This is a genomic window from Embleya sp. NPDC008237, assembly GCF_042956465.1.
Taxonomy (GTDB): Bacteria; Actinomycetota; Actinomycetes; order Streptomycetales; family Streptomycetaceae; genus Embleya.
The window spans coordinates 267,692-289,195 of record NZ_JBIBGL010000010.1 but is presented as its reverse complement, the minus strand read 5'-3'; the positions used below and the strand labels follow the sequence as shown (position 1 = coordinate 289,195).

Annotated in this window: 20 protein-coding genes and 1 riboswitch; of the genes, 17 read left to right on the top strand and 3 right to left on the bottom strand. The window is 72.5% G+C overall.

Annotated elements, in window-relative coordinates; all coding sequences use genetic code 11:
* Position 1 precedes the first annotated feature (1 nt).
* The 5 genes from def (at position 2) to ACFZBU_RS26445 (ending at position 4,728) form a co-directional block, all read left to right on the top strand.
* Positions 2-547, top strand: coding sequence for a peptide deformylase (gene def, locus ACFZBU_RS26465; protein ID WP_391586145.1), 546 nt, complete (start codon positions 2-4; stop codon positions 545-547).
* A 6-nt stretch (positions 548-553) separates the two neighbouring features.
* Positions 554-1,486 (top strand): methionyl-tRNA formyltransferase, encoded by a 933-nt coding sequence (gene fmt, locus ACFZBU_RS26460; protein ID WP_391586144.1) that lies wholly within the window; start codon positions 554-556, stop codon positions 1,484-1,486.
* A gap of 5 nt (positions 1,487-1,491) precedes the next feature.
* Positions 1,492-2,886: an RsmB/NOP family class I SAM-dependent RNA methyltransferase gene (locus ACFZBU_RS26455; protein ID WP_391586143.1), complete on the top strand. Its 1,395-nt coding sequence runs from the start codon at positions 1,492-1,494 to the stop codon at positions 2,884-2,886.
* Between the two features lie 181 nt (positions 2,887-3,067).
* A complete protein-coding gene (locus ACFZBU_RS26450) occupies positions 3,068-3,829 on the top strand; it encodes a hypothetical protein (protein ID WP_391586142.1) in 762 nt (253 codons plus the stop codon).
* Between the two features lie 125 nt (positions 3,830-3,954).
* Positions 3,955-4,728, top strand: a complete 774-nt coding sequence (locus ACFZBU_RS26445; RefSeq protein ID WP_391586141.1) for a class I SAM-dependent methyltransferase — start codon at positions 3,955-3,957, stop codon at positions 4,726-4,728.
* Positions 4,729-4,878: 150 nt separating this feature from the next.
* Here ACFZBU_RS26445 and rpe read toward each other — a convergent pair whose 3' ends face one another.
* A complete protein-coding gene (gene rpe / locus ACFZBU_RS26440) occupies positions 4,879-5,553 on the bottom strand; it encodes a ribulose-phosphate 3-epimerase (protein ID WP_391586140.1) in 675 nt (224 codons plus the stop codon).
* A 187-nt stretch (positions 5,554-5,740) separates the two neighbouring features.
* A riboswitch (FMN riboswitch) is annotated at positions 5,741-5,887 on the top strand.
* Between the two features lie 120 nt (positions 5,888-6,007).
* On the opposite strand from rpe, the gene ribD reads away from it, so the two are divergent.
* From ribD to ACFZBU_RS26400, 8 genes are all read left to right on the top strand, one after another.
* Positions 6,008-7,126 carry a bifunctional diaminohydroxyphosphoribosylaminopyrimidine deaminase/5-amino-6-(5-phosphoribosylamino)uracil reductase RibD gene (ribD, locus tag ACFZBU_RS26435; RefSeq protein WP_391586139.1) on the top strand — a complete coding sequence of 373 codons (1,119 nt, stop codon included), beginning with the start codon at positions 6,008-6,010 and terminating at the stop codon, positions 7,124-7,126.
* A 3-nt stretch (positions 7,127-7,129) separates the two neighbouring features.
* Positions 7,130-7,756: a riboflavin synthase gene (locus tag ACFZBU_RS26430; protein WP_391586138.1), complete on the top strand. Its 627-nt coding sequence runs from the start codon at positions 7,130-7,132 to the stop codon at positions 7,754-7,756.
* A complete protein-coding gene (locus tag ACFZBU_RS26425; protein WP_391586137.1) occupies positions 7,753-8,415 on the top strand; it encodes a nicotinamide riboside transporter PnuC in 663 nt (220 codons plus the stop codon). Before ACFZBU_RS26430 ends, ACFZBU_RS26425 begins: the two co-directional genes overlap by 4 nt.
* A gap of 23 nt (positions 8,416-8,438) precedes the next feature.
* A complete protein-coding gene (locus tag ACFZBU_RS26420; protein WP_391586248.1) occupies positions 8,439-9,770 on the top strand; it encodes a bifunctional 3,4-dihydroxy-2-butanone-4-phosphate synthase/GTP cyclohydrolase II in 1,332 nt (443 codons plus the stop codon).
* Positions 9,771-9,995: 225 nt separating this feature from the next.
* Positions 9,996-10,487: a 6,7-dimethyl-8-ribityllumazine synthase gene (gene ribH, locus ACFZBU_RS26415; RefSeq protein ID WP_391586136.1), complete on the top strand. Its 492-nt coding sequence runs from the start codon at positions 9,996-9,998 to the stop codon at positions 10,485-10,487.
* 68 nt (positions 10,488-10,555) lie between these two features.
* Complete coding sequence (locus tag ACFZBU_RS26410) at positions 10,556-10,819, top strand: phosphoribosyl-ATP diphosphatase (RefSeq protein ID WP_391586135.1); 264 nt, start codon at positions 10,556-10,558, stop codon at positions 10,817-10,819.
* A gap of 84 nt (positions 10,820-10,903) precedes the next feature.
* On the top strand, positions 10,904-11,767 hold the full coding sequence (gene hisG, locus ACFZBU_RS26405) for an ATP phosphoribosyltransferase (protein WP_391586134.1): 864 nt from the start codon (positions 10,904-10,906) through the stop codon (positions 11,765-11,767).
* A gap of 72 nt (positions 11,768-11,839) precedes the next feature.
* On the top strand, positions 11,840-12,304 hold the full coding sequence (locus ACFZBU_RS26400) for a PH domain-containing protein (protein ID WP_391586133.1): 465 nt from the start codon (positions 11,840-11,842) through the stop codon (positions 12,302-12,304).
* 26 nt (positions 12,305-12,330) lie between these two features.
* On the opposite strand, the gene ACFZBU_RS26395 is transcribed toward ACFZBU_RS26400, so the two are convergent.
* A complete protein-coding gene (locus tag ACFZBU_RS26395; protein ID WP_391586132.1) occupies positions 12,331-14,073 on the bottom strand; it encodes a pyruvate dehydrogenase in 1,743 nt (580 codons plus the stop codon).
* A gap of 106 nt (positions 14,074-14,179) precedes the next feature.
* Positions 14,180-15,979 carry an AAA family ATPase gene (locus ACFZBU_RS26390; protein ID WP_391586247.1) on the bottom strand — a complete coding sequence of 600 codons (1,800 nt, stop codon included), beginning with the start codon at positions 15,977-15,979 and terminating at the stop codon, positions 14,180-14,182.
* Positions 15,980-16,662: 683 nt separating this feature from the next.
* Between ACFZBU_RS26390 and ACFZBU_RS26385 the strand changes: the two genes are divergently transcribed.
* The 4 genes from ACFZBU_RS26385 to ACFZBU_RS26370 all read left to right on the top strand — a co-directional run bounded on the left by ACFZBU_RS26385 (position 16,663) and on the right by ACFZBU_RS26370 (position 21,412).
* Entirely contained in the window at positions 16,663-17,799 is a 1,137-nt protein-coding gene (locus ACFZBU_RS26385; protein WP_391586131.1) for a PucR family transcriptional regulator, read from the top strand.
* Between the two features lie 183 nt (positions 17,800-17,982).
* On the top strand, positions 17,983-19,092 hold the full coding sequence (locus ACFZBU_RS26380; protein WP_391586130.1) for a CaiB/BaiF CoA transferase family protein: 1,110 nt from the start codon (positions 17,983-17,985) through the stop codon (positions 19,090-19,092).
* Between the two features lie 296 nt (positions 19,093-19,388).
* Positions 19,389-20,246: a DUF3050 domain-containing protein gene (locus ACFZBU_RS26375; protein WP_391586129.1), complete on the top strand. Its 858-nt coding sequence runs from the start codon at positions 19,389-19,391 to the stop codon at positions 20,244-20,246.
* A 50-nt stretch (positions 20,247-20,296) separates the two neighbouring features.
* Positions 20,297-21,412, top strand: a complete 1,116-nt coding sequence (locus tag ACFZBU_RS26370; RefSeq protein ID WP_391586128.1) for a M24 family metallopeptidase — start codon at positions 20,297-20,299, stop codon at positions 21,410-21,412.
* Positions 21,413-21,504 lie beyond the last annotated feature (92 nt).

Here is a 21,504-nt window from a genome sequence, read left to right as displayed (position 1 = left end):
CGTGGCAGTCCAGCCGATCCGCCTGTTCGGGGATCCCGTCCTGCGGAGCAAGGCCGACCCGGTCACCGTGTTCGACAAGGAGCTGCGGCGACTGGTCGCCGACCTCACCGACACGATGCGCGATGCGCCCGGAAGCGGTCTGGCCGCACCCCAGATCGGGGTCGCCCTGCGGGTGTTCACCTACCAGGTGGACGGCGAGGTGGGGCACCTGATCAATCCGAACCTGGACCTGTCCGAGGACGAACAGGACGGCCCCGAGGGCTGCCTGTCGCTGCCGGGTCTGCGCTACGACACCAAGCGCGCGTACGGAGTGGTCGCCAAGGGCTTCAACATGCACGGCGACCCCGTCACCATCGAGGGCACCCGACTGCTCTCGCGCTGCATCCAGCACGAGACCGACCATCTCGACGGCATCCTGTTCATCGACCGGCTCGACCGCGAGCAGCGCAAGGCCGCACTGCGCGCGCTGCGCGAGGCGGAATGGGCCGGCCAGGCCCCGCCGCAGGTCAAGTTCTCCCCCCACGGCACCTTCGGGAAGGCCCTCTAAACCCCCATGCGCCTAGTCTTCGCCGGCACCCCCGAGGTCGCCGTACCCGCACTCGAAGCCCTGCTGGAATCCCGGCACGAGGTGGTCGCCGTGGTCACCCGGCCGGACGCGCCCGCCGGCCGCGGCCGCAAGCTCGTCGCGAGCCCGGTGGCCGAACGCGCCGCCCTGGCCGGGATCGAGATCCTGCGCCCGGCCAAGCCGCGCGACCCGGAGTTCCTGGCCCGACTCGCCGAGATCGCCCCCGACTGCTGCCCCGTGGTCGCCTACGGCGCGCTGCTGCCCAAGGCCGCGCTGGAGATCCCCGCGCACGGCTGGGTCAACCTGCACTTCTCGCTGCTGCCCGCGTGGCGTGGCGCGGCGCCCGTGCAGCACGCCGTGCTGGCCGGCGACGACATCACCGGCGCGTGCACCTTCCTGATCGAGCAGGGCCTGGACTCGGGCCCGGTCTTCGGAACGGTCACCGACGAGATCCGCCCCACCGACACCAGCGGCGACCTGCTGGAGCGGTTGTCCCGATCCGGCGCACGCCTGTTGGTGGCGACCATGGACGGGATCGCCGACGGCAGCCTGGAGGCCCGCCCCCAGCCGCCGCACGGGGTCACCCTCGCGCCCAAACTGACCGTCGAGGACGCCCGCGTCGACTTCACCGCGCCCGCCCTGCGGGTGGACCGGGTGGTGCGCGGCTGCACGCCCGCACCCGGGGCGTGGACCACCTTCCGCGGCGAGCGCCTCAAGCTCGCCCCGGTCCGCCTGCGCGGCGGCGACAACGCGCTGGCCCCCGGCGAGATCGCGGTGGAGAGGAAGGTGGTCCGGGTGGGTACCGGCAGCCACGCGATCGAACTCACCCAGGTCCAACCCCAGGGCAAACGCATGATGGCCGCCACCGACTGGGCCCGGGGCGCACACCCCGAGCCCGGTGAAACCCTCGGCACGAACTGAGTACCGTGACCAACGCCCCCGCCGCACGCCCCTACCGCCGCCCGCGTCCCGACGCCGCGCGCCTGGCCGCCTACGACGTCCTGCACGCGGTCGGCGAACGCGACGCGTACGCCAACCTGGTGCTGCCCGCACTGCTGCGCGAACGCAAGATCATCCCGCGCGACGCCGCCTTCGCGACCGAACTCGTGCACGGCACGCTGCGCCGTCAAGGTACCTACGACCAGATCGTGGCGGCCTGCACCGACCGGCCGATCAAGGAGATCGACCCGCCGGTCCTGGACGTGCTCGCGCTCGGCGTACACCAGCTGCTGAGCATGCGCACCCCCGTGCACGCCGCCGTCTCGGCCACCGTGGAACTGGCCCGCGCGGTGCTCGGCGACGGTCGTGCCAAGTTCGTCAACGCGATCCTGCGCCGAGTCTCCAAGCAGGACTTGGACACCTGGCTGCGGCAGATCGCGCCGCCCTACGACGAGGACCCCGAGGGCCACCTCGCGGTCCTGCACTCGCACCCGCGCTGGATCGTGCAGGCCCTGTGGGACGCCCTGGGCGCGCGCGGCAACCCGCACGACCGCGCCGCGATGGAGGCGCTGCTGGCCGCCGACAACATCGCCCCGACGATCTCCCTGGTCGCCCGCCCGGGCCGGGTCGAACTCGCCGAACTGTACGAGGCGGGCGCGACCCCCGGCCGCTGGTCGCCGTACGCGGCCACCCTCCCCGAGGGCGACCCGGCGGGGATCAAGGCGATCCGCGACGGCCGAGCCGCGGTCCAGGACGAGGGCAGCCAACTGGTCGCCGCCGCACTGGCCGAGGCCGAGGTCGAGGGTGCCGAGAGCCGCTGGCTGGACCTGTGCGCGGGCCCCGGCGGCAAGGCCGGCCTGCTCGCCGCGATCGCCACCGGGCGCGACGTGTCGCTGCTCGCGGTCGAGCGCCGGCACCACCGTGCCCGCCTGGTCCGCAACGCGATCGGCCATCTGACCCACCATCAGGTGATCACCGCGGACGGCACCCGACCCGCGTGGCAACCCGGCAGCTTCGACCGGGTGATCGCCGACGTGCCGTGCAGCGGCCTGGGCGCGCTGCGCCGCCGACCCGAGTCGCGCTGGCGCCGCAAGCCCGAGGACATTCCCGAACTGGGCGAGTTGCAGCGCGCGTTGCTGCGCACCGCGGTGGCCGCCGCCCGGCCCGGCGGAGTGATCGCGTACGTCACGTGCTCGCCGCATCCGGCGGAGACGCGTGTGGTGGTGGACGACATCCTGCGCGCGGGCGAGGCCGAGCTGGTCGACGCCCGGCCGCTGTTCCCGGGTGTGCCGCACCTGGGCACCGGCCCGGACGTACAACTGTGGCCGCACCTGCACGGCACCGACGCGATGTACCTCGCGCTGCTTCGTCGTACCGGCTGAATCACCCGCACGCACGGCGCGATCACCCGCACGGACGGGGTGAAAAGCGGCTGGATATCCCCGATGCGGGGCATAACGGCGAGGGTGGTCGTCACTTCGGGCTCGGCCGCATCGGTCGTTCCTCGGGTCCGAGAGATCCGAGGGCGACCGCCGGCCGACCACCGCAGGAGCCGCCGTACCCATGTCCACGCTCGCCCGCAGTACCCCGCGCCCCGGCCTGCTCGCCCGCACGGGGCGAGCGGTGCGCGGCGAGTGGAGTCGGCTCACCGCGATTCCGGCGCGCGAGCTGCGTGCGCACGGCCTGTCGGCGATCCCGCTCACCATGTGCACGGTGCTGTTGACCCTCGGCTTCTGGTTCGCCTGGCGCACCACGTGGGGCGGCGACGTGGTGCGTGCGCTGGGCGGGGTGAGCGCGGGCATTCCGCTCCCTCTGGCACTGCTGCGCACGCCCGTCTCGCTGTTCGTGCCCGCGCCGGACCTGCCGGTGTGGGGTGCGCTGATCCAGGTGCTCGTCCTGTTCGGGCTGGCCGAACTCGACCTGGGGGCACGCCGCACGCTGGTGATCGCCTACGTGGCCACGCTGTGCGGCACGCTGGCCGCGCGGGTGATGGTCGGGCTCGGCCCGGACCACCTGCTCGGCATCGACGCCCGGCACGGCGACATCCTGGACACCGGCCCCTCGGCCGCGGTGGTCGGCCTGGTGGCGTGCATCGCGATGGTGCGTCGTGCGCCGATCCTGTTCGCCGGAGTGTGGCTGCTGATGATCGCCGAGGTGGTGGTCAAGCCGAACCTGGCCGGCCGCGAGCACATCGCCGCGATGACCGGCGTCACCCTGTGCACCGGCGCATACCTGGCCTGGCAACGCCGCCGCACACCTCGGATCCGACCATCGACGACCGCCGGCCGGCGCGCCCGGCCCCGCGAGACCACCCGCTTCCCGTGAACCGCCGAGGATGCCTTGAGGAACCCTCTCGACCTCAAGTATCTTGATGTCAAGGTAGAAGGGTCGGAGCCAGAGCGAACGAATGAAAAAACAGGGCGAACGAAGCCTCGACAGGGAGGGCGACCATGCCCATCGACTTCCACAGCCCCGCCAACCGGCTCACCTACGCCCGGCGCGCCGCCGGTGAGGACTGGGCGCGCCTGATTCGCGACCTGGTCCCCCCGGCCGGCGCCCGCGTGGTGGACGTCGGCTGCGGAGGCGGGGTGTACACGACGGCGTGGCTGGATCTGGGCGCGGCGAGCGCGATCGGGGTGGACTTCTCCGCCACGATCCTGTCCGGCGCCCGGGAGCGGGCGGGGGAGCGGCCGGGGTTGTCCTTCCACCAGGGCGACGCGTACGCCACCGGCCTGCCGGACGGCGCGGCCGACATCGTGTTCGAGCGGGCGCTGATCCACCACCTCGACGACCTCGTCGGATGCTTTCGCGAGGCCCGCCGACTGCTCGCGCCCGGCGGCGCGCTGATCGTCCAGGACCGCACCCCGGCCGATGTCACCCGTCCCGGCACGCCGACCCACCTGCGCGGCTGGTTCTTCGAGCGGTTCCCCGCCCTGCTCGACATCGAAGCGGCCCGACGCCCCACCGCCGAGGCCGTGACGGCGGCCCTGGGCGAGGCCGGCTTCGGCGCGGTGCGCACCGCGGCGCTGACCGAGACGCGCCGCGAGTACGCCGACGCCCGCGAGGTGGTCGCCGACCTGACGGCCCGTACCGGCCGGTCGATCCTGCACGACCTCACCGACGACGAACTCTCCGACCTGGCCGCCTACATCCGGGACAGGCTCCCGGCCCGGGGCCCGATCCACGAAACCGACCACTGGACGATCTGGTCCGCGACGACCTGAGGGCCTCCCGCCCCGGCGAGGACGACGAGAGGCCCCGGCTTCACTCATTGTGACGAAGCTCCACGGGCCCGATCAGCCCCACCCCGAGTCCGTGAAACCGCAGCCTGCTCACCCAGCGCAACGGGCGGGCGGGTGGGCACACCAACCGCCCTAGTGAGCGCAGCGCCCCGCGGCCCCGGTGGCCAACGCACGCAACCTGTCCACCGCCGCACCGGGATCGCGGCCGTCGAACACCGCCGACCCGGCCACGAACACGTCCGCGCCGGCCTCCGCGCACATCTCGATGGTCTTCGCGGACACCCCGCCGTCCACCTGGAGCCACATCTGCAGGCCGTGCTTGGCGATCAACTGCCGGGTGCGGCGGATCTTCGGCAGCATGACGTCCAGGAAGCTCTGCCCGCCGAAACCGGGCTCGACGGTCATCACCAAGAGCATGTCCAGCTCCGGCAGCAGATCCTCGTACGGCTCGATCGGGGTGGCCGGCCGCAGCGCCATCGAGGCCCGTGCTCCCTTGGCCCGCAGGTCCCGGGCGAGCTTGATCGGGGCGGTCGCGGCCTCGACGTGGAAGGTCACGCTGCCCGCGCCGGCCTCGGCGTAGGCGGGTGCCCAGCGGTCCGGGTCCTCGATCATCAGGTGCATGTCGATCGGCGTTTCGGTGGCCTTGATCAGGCTCTCGACCACGGGCAGGCCGATGGTCAGGTTCGGGACGAAGTGGTTGTCCATGACATCCACGTGGAGCCAGTCGGCGTTGCGCACCTGCGCCACCTCGTCGGCGAGGCGGGCGAAGTCGGCGGACAGGATGCTCGGATTGATCTGCACGGTCATGCGCACAGAATCTCATCGTCGGGGCAGTCCTTCGGCACCGCCTCGACCGTCGAGCTGACGATACGTCAGATCATCCACGCCGCAGTCGCGTTCGGGTATACGAACGCACCGTGACGGACGGCACAGGTTGGCCAAGGTCAACGTTGTCGGCCGTCGTGGCACACTTCGAGGTGTACGAAAGTCACGTACGCGCGCTCCGGGGTCGGTGAAAATCCGAACCGGCGGTTACAGTCCGCGACCCGGTCGACGCCCCACATCACGTGGAGCGACGGCCGGCTGAACCGGTGGAATTCCGGTACCGACGGTCAAAGTCCGGATGGGAGGTAGCGCGCGGCGAGCGACTGCGGCATGTCCGCGTACCCACGGTGCGCCGGCATCCCCGCCCGTCGATTCGTCGTGCCGTCCTGCCCGAAAGCACCCCGGTGCCCCGCGTCGCAACGCGAGGAGGCACGAGGTGAAGGGCAACACCGCCCGGCCGGTCGACGAGACCACCGCCATGCGCCGCGCCATCTCGCTGGCGAGCCGCGCGCTCGGCCACACCAGCCCCAATCCCGTGGTCGGCTGCGTCGTGCTCGGCCCGGACGACACCGTGGTCGGCGAGGGCTTCCACACCCGCGCCGGCGCCCCGCACGCCGAGGTCGAGGCACTGCGCGCGGCGGGGTCCGCGGCCCGCGGCGGCACCGCCTTCGTCACCCTCGAACCCTGCTCGCACACCGGCCGCACCGGCCCGTGCACCCAGGCCCTGATCGACGCCGGCATCCGCCGGGTGCGCTACGCGGTCGCCGACCCGAACCCGGCCGCGGCCGGCGGCGGCGCGGTGCTGCGCGCGGCGGGCATCGACGCCGAGGGCGGCCTGCTCGCCGCCGAGGCCGAGGCGGGCAACCGGGCCTGGCTGACCGCGACCCGACTGGGCCGCCCGCACGTGACCTGGAAGTACGCCGCCACCCTGGACGGCCGCAGCGCCGCCGCCGACGGCAGCAGCCGCTGGATCACCTCCGCGGCCTCGCGCGCCGACGTACACACCCTGCGGGCGAGCGTGGACGCGGTGCTGGCCGGCTCCGGCACGCTGCTCGCCGACGACCCGCACCTGGCCGTGCGCGACGTGCCCGGCGCCCGGCAGCCGCTGCGGGTGATCGTGGACACGCACGCGCGCACCCCGGCGACCGCCCGGGTCCTGGACGACGCGGCACCCACCCTGATCGCGATCGGCCCCGACGCGGACGCCGCCCACCTGCCCGAGGCCGCCGTGCTGCGCATACCCCGCGCCGACGCCGGCCTGGACCTGCCCGCGCTGCTGAAGGAGCTGTACGCGCGCGACGTGCGCGCCGTGCTGCTCGAAGGCGGCCCGACCCTGGCCGGTGCGTTCGCCGCGGCCGGCCTGATCGACACCGTCGTGGGCTATCTCGCCCCGGCCCTGCTCGGCGCCGGACCCACCGCCCTGGGTCCGGCCGGAATCGGCACCATCTCCGAGGTGTTGCGACTGGACGTCGACGACGTCGCCCGCCTCGGCACCGACATTCGCATCACCGCCCGCCCCCGGCCGGAACCCGCCGGCCGAACGAAGGAGTCCTGACGCATGTTCACCGGAATCGTTGAGGAACTCGGCGAGATCGTGGCCATCGAGCGGCTGACCGACTCGGCCCGGATCACCATCCGCGGCCCGGTCGTCACCACCGGTGCCCGGCACGGCGACTCGATCGCCGTCAACGGGGTGTGTCTGACCGTCGTGGACGACAAGGTCGACCCGGTCGAGGCGACGTTCACCGCCGACGTGATGCAGGAGACCCTGGACAAGTCGAGCCTGGGCGCGCTCACCACGGGCGCACGGGTCAACCTGGAGCGCCCGATGGTGCTCGGCGGTCGCCTGGGCGGCCACCTCGTACAGGGCCACGTCGACGGCACCGGCGAGATCCTCGCCCGCACGCCCGGCGAGGAGTGGGAGGTCGTGGAGATCGCGCTGCCCGCGCACCTGGCCCGCTACGTGGTGGACAAGGGCTCGATCACCGTGGACGGCATCAGCCTCACCGTCGTGCAGGCCCACGACGCGAGCTTCACCGTCAGCCTGATCCCGACCACGCTCGCGCTGACCACGCTGGGCGTCAAGACGGTCGGCGATCCGGTCAACCTCGAGGTCGACATCATCGCCAAGTACGTCGAACGGCTGGGCACACACGGGACCGGTACACAGGTGGGGGCATCGTGATCGGCTGGCTCAACGACGCCGCGTTCACCGTCGCCGACAAGCCGGTGCCGTGGTCCGACCTGCTCGGCCAGACCGCGTCGCTGGCCACCGTGTGGCTCGCGCTGCGCCGCAACCTGTGGGCCTGGCCCGTACAGATCCTCGGCGCGGCGCTGCTGATCGCCGCCAACACCTCGGTGCACCTGGGCGGCAGCGCGATGCGCAACGTCGTCATCATCATCGCGGCCGGCTACGGCTGGTGGCGCTGGGCCCGCGGTCGGCGCGACACCGGCGAGGTGGAGATCCGCTTCGGGACCACCCACGAGCGGATCGCGCTGGTCGCGCTGATGGCGGCCGGCACCGTCGGCTTCGCACTGCTGCTCGAACACACCGGCATCTCGTGGGCGCCGTGGCCGGACGCGTACATCTTCGTCGGCTCGGTCGTGGCGATGCTCGCCCAGGCCCGCGGCCTGTTCGAGTTCTGGCTGGTGTGGATCGCGGTGGACATGGTGGGCGTGCCGCTCGCCGTGCAGCACGGCCTGGTGTTCAGCGGACTGGTCTACGGCGTCTTCTTCGTGATGTGCGTGGCCGGGCTCGTCGACTGGTGGAACCGCTCCCGGCGGTACCGGGACAACGGGGCTGCCCGTGGGGCAGATCGGCACCTGGAAGGGGCAACGGCGTGAAGACCAGCAGCGAAAACACGGACATCGAGGTGCCGGCACAGAAGGCGGCGCCGGAGGCGCCCCTGGTGCTCGACACCATCGAGGACGCGATCAAGGCGATGGCCGCCGGCGAGGCGATCGTGGTCGTCGACGACGAGGACCGGGAGAACGAGGGCGACCTGATCTTCGCCGGCGAGCTGGCCACGCAGGCGCTGATGGCCTTCATGATCCGCTATTCCTCGGGCGTGGTCTGCGTGCCGATGCGCGGCGCCGACCTGGACCGGCTCAAGCTTCCCCCGATGACCGCCGTCAACGAGGACCGCAAGGGCACCGCCTACTCGGTCTCGGTGGACGCCAAGGACGGCGTCGACACCGGCATCTCGGCGGCCGACCGCACCCACACCGTGCGCCTGTTGGCCGACCCGAACACGGTGCCCACCGAGCTGACCCGACCCGGCCACGTCTTCCCGCTGCGTGCGGTCGAGGGCGGCGTGCTGGTCCGCCCCGGGCACACCGAGGCGGCCGTGGACCTGGCGGAACTGGCCGGACTGGCGCCGGTCGGCGTGATCTGCGAGGTGGTCAACGACGACGGCACGATGGCCCGGCTGCCGCAGCTCGTCCCGTTCGCCCGCGAGCACGGCCTCAAGATCGTCACCATCGCCGACCTGATCGCCTACCGCCGGCGCACCGAACGCACCATCGAGCGGGCCGCCGAGACCCGGCTGCCCACCGAGCACGGCACGTTCCGCGCGATCGGCTACCGCAGCACCGCCGACGGCGTCGAGCACATCGCGCTGGTGGCGGGCGACCTCGACGACGGCGAGGACGTGCTGGTGCGGGTGCACTCCGAGTGCCTGACCGGCGACGTGTTCGGCTCGCTGCGCTGCGACTGCGGCCCGCAGTTGCAGGCCGCGCTGGAGCGGGTCACCACCGAGGGCCGAGGCGTGGTGTTGTACATGCGCGGCCACGAGGGTCGGGGCATCGGGCTGATCCACAAGCTCCAGGCCTACCAACTCCAGGACGCCGGCCACGACACCGTGGACGCCAACCTGGAACTGGGCCTGCCCGCCGACGCCCGCGACTACGGCACCGGCGCGCAGATCCTGGTCGACCTGGGCGTGCGCTCGATGCGCCTGCTCACCAACAACCCGGCCAAGCGCGCCGGGTTGGAGGGCTACGGCCTGGAGATCACCGGCCGGGTCGCGCTTCCGGTGCACGCGACCGCGGACAACCTGCGCTACCTGCTGACCAAGCGCGACCGGATGGGGCACGACCTGCCCTGGCTGGACCCCGACGACGAGGCCGCGACCGCGCCCTCGGTCGGCGAGGTCGCCGAGGTCGTCGACGCGAAGGGCCACGCGGTCAGCACCGCCTGACCCGATCGGCCTCACCCGTACCGGTGACACGCGCGCGGCACCGCCCCGGCCGCGCCGATAGGTTCGACCCGCTCGAACCTGCTCGACCGTCGGACCCGTCGGACCCTGCTCGACCCGTCGGACCCCACCGCACCGCCCCGGAGTTCGATTCGTCGTACTCCACCACCGCATACCGCATACCGCATCCAGGCTTTCAGCCGTTCCAGCCGAAGGACACCGACAGACATGAGTGGCGCAGGAGCCCCGAAACTGACCGTCGAGGGCTGCCGTGACCTGCGCGTGGGCGTGGTCGCCGCGCAGTGGCACACGACCGTGATGGACGGGCTCGTGGACGGGGCCCTCAAGGCCCTGAGCGAGCTGGGCATCAACGAACCCACGCTGATCCGCGCCCCCGGCGCGTTCGAACTGCCCGTGCTGGCCAAGGCGCTGGCCGGGAGCGGTCACGACGCCGTGATCGCGCTCGGCGTGGTGATCCGCGGCGGCACCCCGCACTTCGAGTACGTGTGCTCGGCCGCCACCGACGGCCTGACCCGGGTCGCGCTGGACACCGGTGTGCCCGTCGGCTTCGGGGTGCTCACCTGCGACACCGAGGAGCAGGCGCTGGACCGGGCCGGCCTGTCCGGCTCGCGCGAGGACAAGGGCCGCGAAGCGGTGGAGGCGGCCGTCGCGACGGCGATGGTGTTGCGTACGCTCTCCGAACCGCGGCGTTCGGCCTGATCGACGCACCCGCAGACGCACCCACGGGTCGTCCGCGCCACGCCACCCACAACCACGCGATGGGCACCATGAAGACGTTTGAACAGCTTTTCGACGAGCTGCAGGCCAAGGCGGCCTCGGGCCAGGAGGGCTCGCGCACGGTCGAGCTCGTCACCGCCGGCGTGCACACGATCGGCAAGAAGGTCGTCGAGGAGGCCGCCGAAGTGTGGATGGCCGCCGAGCACGAGGGCGCCGACCGCACCGCCGAGGAGATCTCCCAGCTCCTCTACCACCTCCAGGTGATGATGGTCGCTCGCGGCATCTCGCTGAAGGACGTATACGCTCACCTGTGACGACCGCCGTCCCCGGCCCGTCGCCCGGGCCGGGGACGCCGTCGTACCCGCAACCTCGTTCGGCACTTCCCGAAGGGTCATTTCATGCTGCGCATCGCCGTCCCCAACAAGGGTTCCCTCTCCGAGCCTGCGTCGGCGATGCTGCATGAGGCCGGCTACCGCCAGCGCAAGCACTCCAAGGAACTGGTCCTCACCGACCCCGACAACAACGTCGAGTTCTTCTTCCTGCGCCCGCGCGACATCGCCATCTACGTCGGCTCCGGCCGGCTCGACGCCGGCATCACCGGGCGCGACCTGCTGATGGACTCGGGTGCCGAGGCCGAGGAGATCCTGCAACTGGGGCTGGCCCCGGCCACGTTCCGCTACGCCGCGCCCGCCACGCTGGCGCGCGAGCTGGCCGGGCAGGGCAAGAAGGGCCTGGCCGGACTGCGGGTGGCGTCCTCCTACATCGGCATCGTCGAGCGCGACTTCGCCGACAACGGCATCGAGGCCGCCGCGCTGGTCAAGCTGGACGGCGCGGTGGAGACCGCGATCCAGCTGGGTGTCGCCGACGTGATCGCCGACGTCGTGGAGACCGGCACCACGCTCGCGCAGGCGGGCCTGGAGGTGTTCGGCGAGCCGATCCTGCGCTCGGAGGCGGTGCTGATCCGCCGCGCCGGCGCGGAGACCTCGCCCGCGCTGGAACAACTGGTCCGCCGGCTCCAGGGCGTCCTGGTCGCGCGCAGCTACGTGATGATGGACTACGACATCCGGGTCGAGCGGGTGGAGGCGGCGGTCACGCTGACCCCGGGCCTGGAGTCGCCCACGGTCAGCCCGCTGCACAACGAGGGCTGGGTGGCGGTGCGCGCGATGGTCCCGCGCAAGAACGCCCAGCAGATCATGGACGACCTGTGGGAGATCGGCGCCCGCGCGATCCTGGTCACCGGCATCCACGCCTGCCGCCTCTGACACCCGACCGGTCCGCCGCCGCGTGCGACGGCGGACCGATCACCCTCTTTCCCCCCGGAGACCCGTTCCACCATGAACGCCCCCACCCCTGCCGCCGACCTCCCGCGCACCTGGTACGCCAAGCGCAGTCGGCTCATCACCGCCGTGCTCGGCGCGGTCATCCTGGTCGGGCTCTGCGTGCTGGCGGTGATGCTTCCGGAGAAGGGCGGCTGGGGGCTCGGCTCGCGGCTCGGCGTCGCGTGCACCGGGGTGCTCGGTCTCGCCGCGATGATCATGCTCGGCCGACCGAAGGTGGTCGCGGCGTCCGGCGGGGTGACCGTGGTCAACCTGCTGCGCACCACCCATCTGGAGTGGGCCCAGATCGTCCGGGTCTACCTGCGCCAGGGCGACCCGTGGGTCTACATCGACATGTCCAACGGGGACACCCTGCCGGTGATGGGCATCCAGACCTCCAACGGCAAGGCCGAGGCGATCACCGCCGCACGCGAACTGCGCTCGCTGGCGGAGAAGTACGGCGCCGCCCCCGACGCGCGCTAGTGCCGAGCCCGGCTGCGGCCGCGGGCTCAGGGCCTCGGTACGTTGCGCAGGTTCGACCGGGCCATCTGGACCATGCGGCCGACGCCGCCGCTGAGGACGGTTCGCCCCGCGCTCAGGGCGAAGCCCTGGATCTGTCCGGCGGTGATCTTCGGCGGGATGGACAGCGCGTTGGGGTCGGTGACGATGTCGACCAGTGCCGGGCCCTTGTGTGCGAACGCGTCCCGCAGCGCACCGCGGACCTGCTTCGGCTTTTCCACCCGCACCCCGAACGCACCCGCCGCCCGCGCGATCGCGGCGAAGTCCGGGTTCTTGTTCGTCGTCCCGAACGGTTCGAGTCCGGCGACCATCATCTCCAGCTCGACCATGCCCAGCGACGAGTTGTCGAACAGCACGATCTTCACCGGCAGGTCGGACTGCACCAGGGTCAGCAGATCACCCATCAGCATCGAGAAGCCGCCGTCGCCGGACATCGACACGACCTGCCGGTCCAGGTCCAGGAACTGTGCGCCGATCGCCTGCGGCAGCGCGTTGGCCATCGAGCCGTGCGAGAACGAACCGATCACCCGGCGTCGCCCGTTCGGGGTCAGATAGCGCGCCGCCCACACGTTGCACATGCCGGTGTCGACGGTGAAGATCGCGTCCTCGGCGGCCTCCTCGTCCAGGATCGAGGCGACGTACTCCGGGTGGATGGGCACGTGCTTCTCCACCTTGCGGGTGTACGCCTTCACCACGCCTTCGAGGGCGTCCGCGTGCTTGCGGAGCATACGGTCCAGGAACCGGCGGTCGGTCTTGGCCCGCACCATCGGGGTCAGCGCCCGCAGCGTCTCGCGCACATCGCCCCACACCGCCAGGTCGAGCGTGGTCCGCCGGCCCAGATGCTCCGGGCGCACGTCCACCTGTACGGTGGCCACGTCCTGCGGCAGGAACGCGTTGTACGGGAAGTCGGTGCCCAACAGGATCAGCAGGTCCGCCTCGTGCATCGCCTCGTACGCGGCGCCGTAGCCCAGCAGCCCGGACATGCCCACGTCGAACGGGTTGTCGTACTGGATGTGCTCCTTGCCGCGCAGCGCGTGGCCCACCGGCGCGTTGATCCGGGCGGCGAACGCCATCACCTCCTCGTGCGCGCCGGCCGTGCCCGCGCCGCAGAACAGGGTGACCCGCGCGGCCTCGTCGACCATCCGGGCCAGCGTGGCCAGGTCCGTGTCGCCCGGGCGCACCGCCGGCAGCGCCGTGGGCAGCGCCAACTGGTAGGCCCGCTCCGGCGCGGGCCGGTCCGCGACATCGCCCGGAAGGGTGACCACCGAGACTCCGCCCAGGCCCACCGCGTGCTGGATCGCCGACTGGAGCACCCGGGGCATCTGCTCGGGCGTGCCGATCATCTCGCTGTAATGGCTGCACTCGACGAACAGTCGTTCGGGGTGCGTCTCCTGGAAGAACCCGGTGCCGATCTCGCCGCTGGGGATGTGCGACGCGAGCGCCAGCACCGGGGCGTGCGAGCGGTGCGCGTCGAACAGGCCGTTGATCAGGTGCAGGTTGCCCGGGCCGCAACTGCCCGCACACGCGGCCAGCCGACCGGTCAGCTGCGCCTCCGCGCCCGCGGCGAACGCGGCCACCTCCTCGTGCCGCACGTGCACCCAATCGATCGCGGCATTGCGCCGCACGGCGTCCACGATCGGGTTGAGGCTGTCGCCCACCACGCCGTACAACCGGCGCACCCCCGCCTGGGCGAGGATGTCCACGAACTGCTCGGCGACGCTCTGCTTGGCCACGGGAGACCCTTCCGTCCTGCTCGACCGGCGACCCGGCGGGTGCCTGCCGCGCCCGGCCATCGGCAAGAAAGCGATGATCGGATAGCCCTACCCGTGCCGCGCCGGGCTATCCCCGGCCGTCCGCCAGATCCCCGTACGCCTGGAACAGGTCGGACAGGCGCAGCGTGGTCAGCTCGGCCAGGTCCGGACCGTCCGGCAGCTCGACCAGGCGCACGTCGCGATACATGCAGCACTTCTCGTACAGGGTGCGGACGAAGCGGGCGTTGCCCAGTTCGTCGATCCAGCCCTGCTCGCGCACGTGGCCGGTGATGCTGCGCAACTCGGCCGCCGCGTCCTCGTCCCACGTGTCGCCGCCGCCGGCCGCCATCACCTCGGCGATCCGGGCCAGGTCCTCGGCGCCGTAGGACGGGAACTCGACCCGGGTGGTGAATCGCGACATCAGGCCCGGATTCGAGGTGAGCAGCCGGTCCATGCCCTCCGGATAGCCGGCCAGGATGATCACCAGCCGGTCCCGGTCGTCCTCGGCCCGCTTGAGCAGCACCTGGAGCGCCTCGTCGCCGTACGCGTCGCCCTTGGAATAGCCCACGTTGGTCAGGCCGTACGCCTCGTCCACGAAAAGAACGCCGCCCAGCGCCGAGTCGATCAACTCGCTGGTCTTGACCGCGGTCTGGCCCAGGTACTCGCCGACCAGGTCGGAGCGCTGCGCCTCGACCAGGCGGTCGCTCTCCAACAGGCCCAGCGCGGCGAAGACCCGGCCGAGCAGCCGGGCGACGGTGGTCTTGCCGGTACCGGAGGGGCCGGAGAAGACGAAATGCCGCTTGGGGGCCTGCGCGGGCAGGCCCTGGGCCTCGCGCAGCCGGGCCATCCGCATCTGCGCGGACAACGCGCGCACCTGACGCTTGACCGGTTCCAGGCCGACCATCGACTGCAATTCGGCCAGCACCAGCGCGAGTTCCTCGGGGGCGGCGGCCGGGCGCATCGGCGCGGATCGGCCGGCCGCCCGCACGTCCGCGTCGGGCCGCGGGTCGAGGTCGTCGCCGTCCGGGATCGGGTCCGGCTCGCGCTCGATCTCGGCGGCGGGCGGGGGGCCGGCCGGCGGGGGAGCGGTCGCGGGTATCGGCGGCAGCACGTCCGGGAGCGGGCCTCGGCCGACCACGGGCCCGGCCAGGCGAGCGGTCATCCCGCCGTACTCGTCCAGCGGTTCGCCGGCCGCCAGCGAGGACAGCCGCGCGGCGGTGTCCATGAACGAGGGGTCCGCCTGGTGCACGGCCCGATACAGCGGCAGCGCGGCCGGGGTGCGGCCGGTCTCCTCGTATGCGCGGGCGAGCCAGTAGCGCAACTCCTTGCGTTGCGGGTGCTCCGAGCGGCAGCGCACCAGGGCGGTGGCGAGCACCTGTTCGGCCTTGGCGTACAAGCCCAGGCGGACCCGGGCCATGCCGGCGAACAGGCCCGCCTCCACGCCCAGCAGTGCGTCGTCGTCCAACCCCGCGGTGTGCCGGAGCAGTTGTTGCCAGTCCTTGCCCAAATAGGCCCGGCAGGCGAGCAGGAACCGGGTGGCCGCGTCCTGTTCGGCGGGTGGGCACAGGGCGAGCGCCGCGTCCAATTCGGGCAGGTGGCGCCCGTCCAACCAGTGCGATGCGTGGGCCAGCGCCAGGTCGCGCGGGGTCTCCAGGACCAGTTGCACCCACCAGCCCAGCCAGTACCAGGAGTTGAGCGGCCGGCCGTATTTCGCGCGCTGCTCGCCGAAGCGTTCTCGGTGGGTGTGCATGGCCACCACGGCGGTGGCCACCTCCACCTTGAGCGCATGCAGCCCCAGCCATGCGTCGGCCATGCCCGGGTCGGCCTCGACCGCGGCCCGGAACTGCACCTCCGCCTGGCCGTATTCGCCGGCGACGTAGGCGTCCATGCCGCGCAACCAGGCCAGTTCGGCCGGACTTCCGGTGCGTGCGCCACGTTCGGTCTGTCCCACGGTGGACCCCCCTTCCCCCGGCCGGTCCTCTCCGCGTGCCCGTGTCCCCGAGGGGACTTCGAGAGGATGTCGGCCCGCTGCCGATGAATCCCGGTGCGTCCATTCCGCCCGATCGGCGACGCCCCTTAGAGCCTCTCCCGTTCCGCTGCCCGTCACGCCGGCTCGTACGAGGCGGTCACGGATGGTGTCCGCGCCGCCACGCGTTCGTCCCCGCGCATCGTACCGAGCGGGGCCCGGCAATCCGAGGGGCGAACGGCATTTGGGGTGGTGAGGTGCCGCTCGCGGGGGCGGGCGGTGGTGTGTCGGAGCCCGAAACGCCAAAGGGCGGACGGCGATCCGACCGGCGTGACGCGAGGAAGCCCCCGGTCGCGGGGGAACGACCGGAGGCTTCGTCTCGATGCGGGGCCGGGGAGTGATTCGGCACTGCCGCTGGACCGCAAGCTATGGCGATCCGGACACAACGGTCAAGCACGCCACGCCGGGAAATCTCCGGACGGAATGCGATCCCACCGAGAAGGGCGTCGCACCGGGATCGTGCGCCCCGCGCACTCCGGGTGTGCACTGCCCGCACGCTCTCCGCAGTGCTGACGTGCGCGTGTTCGTGACGCTACGGTCGGTATATGGGCAACCACGGGGACACGGGCGGAACGACAACGGGGGGCGAACCACCACTTCGTCCCGGTGACAACAGTGGTGGCGGGACCGGTACCGCGCGTGCGGTGGTGGCCGGCGCGGCCCCACGTCGGCTGCCGCCCCGGCGCCGCAAGGCGGTCGGCGGCGGCGCGAGCGCGCCCGACCCGGCGTCGTTGCCGAGGGCCCGGGTGGCGGGCGCGTCGACGGCGTGGGACGCGGGCGAGGATCCGCACCCCGCGGCGGGCGCCCTGGCCCCCACCCCGGCGAAGGTCCCGCGCCCGGCCGGGCGGCCGATCGTGGAGACCGCGGTCGGACTCACGGGCCGGCTGGCCCGGGCCGCATCGGACGCCAAGTACCGCAGCGACCTGATGCGCGACCTGCTGACCGGACGCAGCACCGACCTCACCGGGTGGACGGTGCTGCCGAGCGGCCCGCTGCTGGTCGTGGTCGCCGAGGCCGATCCACCCGCGGCGAGCGGGGACGCGCGGGCGGTGCGGGCCGGGCAGGAGGCGCTGGCCCTCGCCTGGTCCACGGCGGTCGCCGCCCGGGCACCGGAAGCGGCCGTCGCGGCATATCCGCGCGAGGTGGTCGCCCTGCTCGGCGCGCCGGACGACGGGCAGTCCGCGCGGCTGGTGGCCGAACTCGCCGCCGTGGTGCACGCCGACTGCGGCACCGTGATCCGCTCGTTCAGCACCGGCATCAGCAGACCGGCGGAGTCCCTGGACGCACTGCCGACCGCGTACGAACAGGCCCGACGCGCGGTGGCGGCGGGTCGGCGCATCCACGGGCCGGGCGCGGTGGCGGACTTCGATCAACTGGGCGTCTTTCGGCTGCTGAGCCTGATTCCGGATCCGGGCGAGCTGGACCGCTTCGCACGCGAGGCGCTGCGTTCGTTGGCCCACCCGCGCGATCCGGAGGCGGCGGACCTGCGCAACACGCTGCAGGCACTGCTGGACACGAACCTCAACGTCGCCGAGACCGCACGCCGGCTGTATGTGCACTACAACACGCTGCGCTATCGGATCACCAAGCTGGAGCGGCTGTTGGGGCCGTTCACCCAGGATCCGCACCTACGGCTGAATCTGATGATCGCGCTCCAGATCGTGCGCATGCAAGGCGGCTGAGACCGCCCGCACTTCCGGCCCGCACGTCCCGCCCGCACTTCCCACCCGCCCGGAGATGGGCCGTTCGGTTCGCGGCCGGTCCGATTCGCGGCTCACCCGGTTCGTGCAGGGGAGCGGCGCGCCGGCGACAGGTCTGCTTGACTGTGCCAGGTATTCGATCGTGGCGTGGCGTGGGGAGTGGGCATGGGTGCGCTGGATGGCGTCAAGGTGGTCGAACTGGCCGGGATCGGGCCCGGACCGTTCGTCGGGATGATGCTGGCCGACGCCGGCGCCGGTGTGCTCCGGGTGGATCGCCCCGGCGGCGCGTCGATGCCCTCGATGGTGGTCGGGCGCGGGCGGTTGGGCACCCTGGAGGTCGACCTCAAGGACCCGGCCGCGCGGAACTCGGTACTGCGGTTGATCGCCGGCGCCGACGTGCTCGTCGAAGGGTTTCGCCCGGGCGTGGCCGAGCGGCTCGGACTGGGACCGGACGTCTGCCTGGAGCGCAACCCCGCCCTCGTCTACGCCCGGATGACCGGCTGGGGGCAACACGGGCCGCTCGCGCCGCGGGCCGGGCACGACATCAACTACATCTCCATCTCCGGGGTGTTGCACTCCTTCGCGCGCACCGGTGAGCGTCCGGTGCCGCCGCTGAACCTGGTGGGGGACTACGGCGGCGGCGCGATGTTCTGCGCGTTCGGGATCCTCGCCGCGCTCCTGGCCGCCCGCACGTCCGGGCGCGGCCAGGTGGTCGACGCGGCGATGACCGACGGCTCGGCGCTGCTCAGCGCGTTCATCCACGGCATGCGCGGGCTCGGCGGCTGGGCGGACGAGCCCGGCGGCAACCTGCTCGACACCGGCGCGCCGTTCTACGACGTGTACACCACCGCCGACGGACGCCACGTTGCCGTGGGTGCGATCGAACCGCAGTTCTACGCCCTGCTGTTGGCCGGACTCGGGCTCGCCGAGGAGGAGTTGCCGGCACAGATGGACCGGGCCGGCTGGCCGGTCCTGCGCGAGCGGTTCGCCGCGGTGATCGCCGGGCGCACCCGGGACGAGTGGACGGCGGTCTTCGAGCCGCTGGACGCGTGCGTGACGCCGGTACTGACCTGGGACGAGGCCGCCGAGCACCCGCACAACCGGGCCCGGGAGACCTTCATCCGCCCCGACGGCACCCTTCAGCCCGCCCCGGCCCCGCGACTGTCCGACACCCCGTCCACGGTCGGGGACGCCTCGACGCGGGTCGACGCCACCCTCCTCGAATCCTGGGGCCTGTCCCCGGAGGAAGCCGCGAAGCTGACCCAGGACTCCTGACCGGGTAAGCCGATCCGGGCCGCGAGGGCCCGCCGGGATCGAGGACCGGCACCGGGCGGCCGGCCCCCGGGCAACCCCGACCGTCGAGCCGGCCGCCACGGGCGGTGCGGGCGGCCGATCCCTGCCCCGCCCCGGGCGCGACGACGGGCGACCCGTGCCGTGCCCGGCCGTTTCGCGCAAACGTGCATCATGGCACGCGCGTCCTACCCGCGCCCGGAAATCCGCGACAAATGTTTCACCGCGTAGCGCTCTCTCTACCATCGGTAGCCGCAACTGCCGACCCCACGCGAGGAACCATGGACACCACCGCACTCACCAGCCCCATCGGCACCACCCTCCCGCGCGCGCACGCCACGGACCGTGCCACCGATCACATCGCGCGGCTGCTCGGCGAGACCGCACCCGTGCGGCAACGCGTGCTCCGCCACACCGTCTACCGGGACCTCACCGACATCACCGCGATCCGGGTGTTCATGGAGCACCACGTGTTCGCCGTCTGGGACTTCATGTCCCTGCTCAAAAGCCTGCAACGGCGGCTGACCTGCGTGGAGATCCCATGGGTGCCGCGCGGCGACGCGGAGATCCGGCGCATGGTCAACGAGATCGTGCTCGGCGAGGAGAGCGACACCACCTCGCTGGGCCCGCTCAGCCACTTCGAGCTCTACCTCGCCGCGATGGACGCCGCCGGCGCCGACACCCGCCCGGCCCGTCGCTTCCTCGGCCTGCTCGTCGACCAGGTCCCGGTGCCCGAGGCCGTTGTCGCGTGCGGCGCACCCGCCGGCGCCGCCGCGTTCGTGGCGCGCACCTGGCAGGTCGTCGAACACGCCCCGCTGCACTGCATCGCCGCGTCCTTCGCACTCGGCCGCGAGGAACTCATCCCGCGCATGTTCGACCACCTCACCACGCTCGACTCCCGGCACGAGGGCCGGCTCGCGGTGTTCGGCGAGTACCTCGCCCGGCACATCGAGGTGGACGGCGACGACCACGGCCCGATGGCGCTGCGTCTGCTCGCCCAGCTGTGCTCCGCCACCGCGGACCCGGCCCGGGCGTGGCGGGAGAGCGCCGGCACCGTCACCGTCTCGCTGCGCGCCCGCGCCGACCTGTGGGACGCGGTGCACACGGCGATCGAGGCGACCCGCCCCGCGGCCTGCTGATCCGGTTCCGGGACTGCCCGGAGCCGTGTGACGTGTCATATGTTGGGCGCGTGACCCACGACGCAGCCCTGTACCCCACAGACCGCCTCGGCCGCGCCCAGAAGGCAGCCGCCGACGCGGGACTGGACGCCCTGCTCATCTCGCCCGGCGCCGACCTGCGCTATCTCACCGGCTACGAGGCGCTTCCGCTGGAGCGCCTGACATGCCTGGTGGTGCCCGTCGGCGCGGAGCCCTTCCTGGTCGTACCCGGCCTGGAGAAGCCCGCCGCCCTCGCGTCACCCGCGGGAGCGCTCGGCATCGACGTGGCCGGCTGGGCCGAGACCGACGATCCGTACGCGCTGATCGCCGACCGGCTGCCCGCCGGCGTGGCCCGGATCGGCCTGGACAACCACATGTGGGCGGAGAAGGTGCTCGCCTTCCGCGCCGCCCTGCCCGCCGCCGAACAGTCGCTCGCCGGCGACGTGTTGCGCGAGTTGCGGATGCGCAAGTCCGCCGCCGAGGTGGCCGCGCTGCGCCGGGCCGGCGCCGCGATCGACCGGGTGCACGCGCGGGTGGGCGAGTGGCTCCGGGCCGGTCGTACCGAGCGCGAGGTGGGCGCGGACATCGCCGACGCGATCATCGCCGAGGGCCACGTGCGAGTGGACTTCGTGATCGTCGGCTCCGGCCCGAACGCCGCGAGCCCGCACCACGACCTGTCCGACCGGGTGATCGAGACCGGTGACGTGGTCGTGGTCGACATCGGCGGCACCACCGCCGACGGCTACTGCTCGGACGAGACCCGCACCTACGGCATCGGCGAGCCGCCCGCCGAGTTCCGCCGCTACTACGACGTGCTGGAGCGCGCCCAGGCCGCCCAACTCGCCGCGGTGCGACCGGGGTTGACCTGCGAGGCACTGGACGCGGTCGGCCGCGACATCATCACCGAGGCGGGCTACGGCGAGTACTTCATCCACCGCACCGGCCACGGCATCGGCCTGGAGAGCCACGAGGAGCCGTACATCGTCGCGGGCAACAGCCTGCCCCTGGAGCCGGGCATGGCGTTCTCCATCGAGCCGGGCATCTACATCCCCGGCACGCACGGCGCGCGGATCGAGGACATCGTGGTCTGCGGGGAGGACGGCGGCGACCCGATGAACCTGCGTCCGCACGGGTTGGTCGTGCTGTAGCCCGTTCGAGCCGGTCGGCCCGGACCCCGCCGGCCACGAACTCCGGATGCGCCGTGATCGGCCCGGCGTTCGCGGACCGGTGCGGGCCGGCC